Source organism: Deinococcus marmoris DSM 12784 (assembly GCF_000701405.1).
Classification (GTDB): domain Bacteria; phylum Deinococcota; class Deinococci; order Deinococcales; family Deinococcaceae; genus Deinococcus; species Deinococcus marmoris.
Window position 1 is genome coordinate 21,050 of record NZ_JNIV01000066.1, and the last position, 6,130, is coordinate 27,179.

Consider the following 6,130-nt stretch of genomic DNA (forward strand, 5'->3'; position numbering starts at 1 on the left):
AAAGCGAGCGGGCCAGCCCTCCCCACATTGGAGGAGTTGCTGGCCCGCGTCCAATCAGAGTCCAAATCCACTTTCATTTCATGCCAATCTGGCATAGACTTCGCCTGTGGCCTTCAACGTTATCGCCCTGCGAACCCTGCGGGCCTTCTGCGAGGATCACCCCGACGCGCTGGAGCCGATGGAAACCTGGTATCACCTGCTGACCCACAGCGAAGTCCGTAACTTTGCCGAGGTTAAGTCACTCTTCGGCAGCGCGGACTGGATCGGCCCGGATTACATCATTTTTGATATTCGAGGCAACCGCTACCGCATCATCACCCGCGTCGATTTTCAGTGGCATACGTTCTGGATTAAGGCCGTACTGACCCACGCCGACTATGACCGCTGGACGCCATGACCGCTGGATTCCGTGACCTCGCCCAAGGAGGGCCGACATGACCGCATCCCCCTCGCCGGTTGACACCCACGCCCTTTTCAATGCCTGGGCAGCAGCAGAACAGGCCGCCCACCGCCTCCTGGCCCCGCTGGAAACCGAAGCGGATTATGACGCGGCGCTGACGACACTGGAGCTGCTGTGGGAAGAAAAAACTGCCCGCCCGGAGCTGGGAACACTGCTTGCTTTGCTGAGCAGCCGCATTCAGGCTTACGAGACCCGCGTGTACCCGATGCCCAACGTCCCCGCGAACCGCGTTCTGGCCTTTCTGATGGAAGGACGCGGCCTGAGCCAGAGCGCCGTGACCCGCGCCACCGGCATTGATCAAAGCAACCTGAGCCGCCTGCTGAGTGGTGAGCGCGAGTTTACGACGGGGCATATGCGGACGCTGGCGGGGTATTTCGGGGTCAGTCCCGCCGTTTTTCTGTAATTTGAGCTGACCTGTTCAGGGCCTCACAACACCTCGAACAATCCCGCAGCCCCCATGCCGCCACCCACGCACATCGTCACCACCACATGCTTTGCGCCCCGGCGTTTGCCTTCCAGCAAAATATGGCCAGTCAGGCGTGCGCCGCTCATGCCGTAGGGGTGGCCGATGCTGATGCTGCCGCCATTGACGTTGTACTTCTCCGGGTCAATGCCCAGTTGATCGCGGCAGTACAGCGCCTGCACCGCGAACGCCTCGTTCAGCTCCCACAGGTCAATGTCGTCCACGGTCAGGCCGTGGCGCTTGAGGAGCTTGGGCACGGCGTAAATCGGGCCGATGCCCATCTCGTCGGGTTCGCATCCAGCGACGGCGAAGCCCTTGAACAGCCCCAGCGGTTGCAGGCCGCGCTCGCGGGCCATGTCGGCGTCCATGACCACCACCGCCGCCGCGCCGTCCGACAGTTGCGAGGCGTTGCCCGCCGTGATCACGCCGCCCTCAATGACGGGCTTGAGCTTCTGCAACCCTTCCAGCGTGGTTTCCGGGCGGTTGCCCTCGTCCAGCTTGCGGGTCACTTCCTGATCGGGAATCTCGCCCGTCGCCTTGTCCTGCACCTTCATGGTGGCGGTCATGGGGACGATCTCGTGGTCAAACTTCCCAGTTTCCTGGGCCGCCGCCGTGCGCTGCTGGCTTCTCAGGGCGTACTCGTCCTGCGCCTCCCGCGACACGCCGTAGCGCTGGGACACGACTTCCGCCGTTTGCAGCATGGGCATGTAGATGTCAGGCTTGTGTTCCATCAGCCACTCGCCGCGCAGATGGAACTTGTTGGCGTGTTCGTTCTGGGTCAGGCTGATGCTTTCCAGGCCGCCCGCCACGAAGATCTCGCCCTGTCCGGCCATCACATGGTTGGCCGCCAGCGCAATGGTGTTCAGGCCGCTGGAGCAAAAGCGGTTGACGGTCACGCCCGCCACGCTGACGGGCAGCCCGGCACGCAGGGCGATCTGGCGGGCGATGTTGCTGCCGGTTGCGCCCTCGGGGTTGCCCGAACCCATGATCACGTCCTCGATCTCGGCGGGATCAATTCCGGCCCGCTGAACGGCGTGCATGACGGCGTGCGCGCCCAGATCAGAGCCGTGCGTGTTGTTGAGGAAACCCCGGTAAGCCTTGCCGATGGGGGTGCGGGCGGTGGAAACGATAACTGCTTCGGGCATGTGGTGAACTCCTTTGGAGGGTTGTGGGGGGTGGGTTGTAGGGTGTGGAAAAAGATCAGAAGCTGGGATTCATGGACGTGGGTTCAAGGAAAATGATTTCCTCGGAGCCATCCAGTTCGGCTTTCAGGCCAGGGCTGAGCTGCGTGACCGAGCGAATTTTGGGGGCAGTGATTAGAACGTCTTCCAGCGCAACAGCGATGCTTTCGCCCGCCAGCTTGAGCAGTTCCTCGCGGTTGGGCGCAGTGATAATGCAATTCGGGAACGAGGGCATTCCAGTTCCGTTCACCGCTGCTAATGATGGTCAGGTACATTCACGCCTCCTTGCTTTCGCCTGAGCTGGGGGCAACCCCTCCGGCCCTTCGGGCCACCTCCCCTTAGAAGGGAGGCAAGAGTTGCGGAATTGCCCGTCCAGCAGCGATTTCTCGGCTCCCTTTAAGGGGAGCTGGCTGCGAAGCAGACTGAGGGGTTATCCCTTCGCCTTATCCCAACCCCCAAACGTTCCCCCCTCATCGGACAGCTTCTGAAGCAGGGGTGCGGGCGTCTGGCCGTACTGTTTCAAATCGGCCACCACGCTGGCAAGGCCCTGCTCGTCGGCGTACTGCATGGGGCCGCCCCGGTAGGCGGGGAAGCCGTAGCCGTAGATGTAAATGACATCAATATCCCCGGCGCGCTGGGCGATGCCCTCTTCCAGAATCTTCGCGCCCTCGTTGACCAGGCTGTAGGTCAGGCGTTTGGTGGCCTCGTCCTTACTAATCTCGCGCGGCGTGATGCCCTTCTCGGTGCGGTAGTCGGAGATTAGTTGGGTCATCTCGGCGTTGGGCTTCGGCTTGCGGTCCTCGCCGTAGTCGTAGACGCCCGCCGCCGTTTTCTGACCCTTGCGGCCCTTCTCCACAATCCGGTCAATCCAGCCGTCGGGTTTGGGCTGCCCCGCCACCTTCGCCTGATGCTGACGGATGGCGTAGCCGATGTCCAGGCCCGCCATATCGCCCATCTGGAACGGCCCCATCGGCAGGCCCAGCGCGTTCATGGCGGCGTCCACGTCCTGCGGGTTCGCGCCTTCCTCCACCAGTTTGCGGCCCTCGTCGCCGTAGCGGTGAACCATGCGGTTGCCCACGAAACCGTCACAGACGCCCACCACAACGCCCACTTTCTTGATCTTCTTCGCCAGCGCCATGCTCGTCGCCAGCACGCTATCGGAGGTCTTGTCGGCCCGCACGATTTCCAGCAGCTTCATCACGTTGGCCGGGCTGAAGAAGTGCAGCCCGATCACGCTTTCCGGGCGCTTGGTGACAGAGGCAATCTCGTTCACATCCAGCGTGGAGGTATTGCTGGCGAGAATCGCCCCTGGCTTGGCAATCCCATCCAGTTTGGTGAAGATGTCCTTCTTCACGTCCATATTCTCAAAGACTGCTTCAATAATGATGTCGGCGTCCTTGAGGTCAGTCATCTCCAGCGTGGGCGTCAGCATGGACATGCGTTTTTCCACGTCGTCCATGCTGATGCGGCCCTTTTTGGCAGTGTTTTCGTAATTCTTGCGGATCACGCCCAGGCCACGGTCCAGCGCCTCCTGCTGGGTTTCCACGATGGTCACGGGAATCCCGGCATTCAGGAGGTTCATGGCGATGCCGCCGCCCATCGTCCCCGCGCCGATGATTCCAGCGGACTTGATCTCGGTGGTGGGCGTTTCTTTGGTGATGCCCGGAATCTTGCCCGCCTCGCGCTCGGCGAAGAAGATGTGGCGCAATCCGCGCGATTGGGGGCTGTTCATGGCCTCCAGGAACTTGCCGGATTCGGCGTCCCAGCCTTCCTGGAAGGGCTTGTTGGCGGCCATTTCCGCCAGATCAACGATCAGCGAGGGCGAGAGCTGGCCCCGGTGCGTTTTCTTGATGCCTTCGCGAGCGGCGGTGAAGACTTCGGGGGAGCCGCCTTCCACGCCCTTCTCGCTGATACGCGGCAGCGGGCGGGCGTCGGCGTGGCTGCGGGCGAAGGCGACGGCCCCAGCCAGCAGATCGCCGTCCACGATTTCATCCACCAGACCCAGTTTCTGCGCCTCACCCGCCTTGATCGGGTTGCCCGACAGCATCATCTCCAGCGCCTTCTGTGCGCCCACCACGCGGGGCAGGCGTTGCGTGCCGCCCGCGCCCGGCAGCACGCCCAGCTTGACTTCAGGGAGGCCCACCTGCGCTTCCTTCACCGCCACGCGGTACGAGCAGCCCATTGCCAGCTCCAGACCGCCGCCCAGCGCCGTGCCGTGGATGGCGGCCACCGTGGGCTTGCCGAAGCCGTCCAGCTTCTCGATGGTGCCGCGCAAGTCGGGGGCTTCCTCGCGTGGGCGGCCAAAGGTCTTGATGTCGGCCCCGGCGACGAAGGTGCGCCCGCCGCCGATGATGACCACGGCCTTCACGCCTTCGTCTGCTGCCGCTACGTCCAGCCCGGCTTTCAGACCCTCTGGGACGCCAGGGGAAAAGGCGTTCACAGGCGGGTTGTTGATGGTCAGGATTAAAATCTCACCGTCACGGGACTGTTGAACCATTTCTGCTGAAGCATTGGTCATGGTGGAACCTCCTTGAGTTGTGCGTGGTGCTGAGGCGTCCATGCTTCCATGTCGTCCGCCTCTGGTCAAATACGCCAACGTTCATAGTAGACGTGCGCGTACACTTCGTGGGGGACAGGGCGCAGACAGGGAAACGCAGACAATGAAAAAGCACGTCTGGGACGTGCCTTTGGGCGGATATTGGAGACGGCGGAACTACTTCAGGGCTTTGATGACCGCAGGGGTCAGGTCCGTGGTGCTGGCGTTGGCGTAGACGACCAGACGGTTCTGGGCGGCGATCTGTCGGTCCATGACCACGCTGTAGCCGTTGGACTTGGCCACCTGGGCCACCGCCGCATTCACCTTGACGGCCAGCGGCTGGAAGGCCGTGGCGATGCGCCCCGTGTAGCCGCTCTGGGCGGTGTTGTACGCCTGCTGCGCGTCTAGAAGCGCCTTGCGGTCTGCTGCGCTCCCCGTGGCCCCGGCTTTAGCAGTCAGAGCGTCGATCTTGCTGCGCTTGTCTTTCAGGTCCGCGTCCACACGGGCCGACAGGTCCAAGTACGCCTTGCTGGCGGGCATCGCCCTGACGGCAGCCTGCACGTCGATCAGACCGACACGGTTTTTTGGGGTCTGGGCCTGCGGCACCGTGGCGAGCAGGGCCAGCGGGAAAAGAATCAGGAATTTATTCAAAGGTCTAACCACCTAAATTATAGCGTTGATTCAGAGGAACTGAAAAAACCCCGCGCTGATGCATACGGGGCATTTTCTCAGCCTGAGAAGTGTCGATCAGGGCTTCAGGGCTTTGACGGCGGCGGCGGTGACATCGGTGCCAGGATCGGCGTAGATGACCAGACCGCTCTTGGCGGCCACGTCGCGGTCCATGACCACCGCGTAGCCGTTGGACTTGGCAATCACACTGACGGCGGTGTCCACGGACTTCTCGACTGCCGTGATCTTGGGATCGATCTGCTTGTCGTAGTCGGCAGCCTTGGCCTGAATGGTCTTGACCAGGGTGTCGCGCTGCTGCTTGTCGGCGGCAGTGGCGGCGGCTCCCTTGGCGTCGATGGCCTTGACCTGCTTGTCCAGAACCTGCAATTCGGCGTCGGCCTTGGTCTGGATGGCCTTAATGTCCTTGTCGTTGGGGTGAGAGGCCAGCAGCGTGGCGACATTCACGAAGCCGATCTTCTGGGCTGGGGTCTGGGCTTGTGGGGCGAGGGTGCCCAGGCCGAAGGCGGCGACGATGGCCACAGGGGCCAGGGTTTTGGCGGTAATCTTCATGCGCGGCAGGTTCATAAAACGAAAACTAGCACGCTGTTTCCTGAGCGGAATGAAGCCCTTCACAGCCGCTTCACATGCGCCGTCAGGCCCCCGTCAGCCTTCCAGCGGGTCAGGCGGAAGCCCCACTCTTCAGTACTGGACAACTTGATGTTGACAGTGTTCTGAACGGCATTTTTGCCGTTTGGGCATTTGATCGTAGTCTGAAACGGCAGTAGGCGGCTTCCTGAAGCTGTGAAACAAGAAGAAGCCGC

Annotated in this window: 8 protein-coding genes; 2 read left to right on the forward strand and 6 right to left on the reverse strand. The window is 62.2% G+C overall.

Going from position 1 to position 6,130, the window contains the following annotated elements; all coding sequences use genetic code 11:
* Positions 1-106: 106 nt before the first annotated feature.
* Positions 107-397 (forward strand): type II toxin-antitoxin system HigB family toxin, encoded by a 291-nt coding sequence (locus Q319_RS0115195; protein ID WP_029483324.1) that lies wholly within the window; start codon positions 107-109, stop codon positions 395-397.
* 37 nt (positions 398-434) lie between these two features.
* Positions 435-863, forward strand: a complete 429-nt coding sequence (locus tag Q319_RS25655; protein WP_051655440.1) for a helix-turn-helix domain-containing protein — start codon at positions 435-437, stop codon at positions 861-863.
* Between the two features lie 23 nt (positions 864-886).
* Here Q319_RS25655 and Q319_RS0115205 read toward each other — a convergent pair whose 3' ends face one another.
* The 6 genes from Q319_RS0115205 to Q319_RS28320 form a co-directional block, all read right to left on the reverse strand.
* Entirely contained in the window at positions 887-2,068 is a 1,182-nt protein-coding gene (locus tag Q319_RS0115205) for an acetyl-CoA C-acyltransferase (RefSeq protein ID WP_029483326.1), read from the reverse strand.
* A 55-nt stretch (positions 2,069-2,123) separates the two neighbouring features.
* Entirely contained in the window at positions 2,124-2,354 is a 231-nt protein-coding gene (locus Q319_RS0115210) for a hypothetical protein (RefSeq protein ID WP_034415346.1), read from the reverse strand.
* A gap of 180 nt (positions 2,355-2,534) precedes the next feature.
* Positions 2,535-4,622, reverse strand: coding sequence for a 3-hydroxyacyl-CoA dehydrogenase NAD-binding domain-containing protein (locus Q319_RS0115215; protein WP_029483328.1), 2,088 nt, complete (start codon positions 4,620-4,622; stop codon positions 2,535-2,537).
* Positions 4,623-4,817: 195 nt separating this feature from the next.
* On the reverse strand, positions 4,818-5,291 hold the full coding sequence (locus Q319_RS0115220; RefSeq protein WP_029483329.1) for an OmpH/Skp family outer membrane protein: 474 nt from the start codon (positions 5,289-5,291) through the stop codon (positions 4,818-4,820).
* 96 nt (positions 5,292-5,387) lie between these two features.
* Positions 5,388-5,879, reverse strand: a complete 492-nt coding sequence (locus Q319_RS0115225) for an OmpH/Skp family outer membrane protein (RefSeq protein WP_029483330.1) — start codon at positions 5,877-5,879, stop codon at positions 5,388-5,390.
* Positions 5,880-5,938: 59 nt separating this feature from the next.
* Positions 5,939-6,130, reverse strand: a 192-nt coding sequence (locus tag Q319_RS28320) for a hypothetical protein (protein WP_211252377.1), incomplete at its 5' end; no start/stop codon positions are given.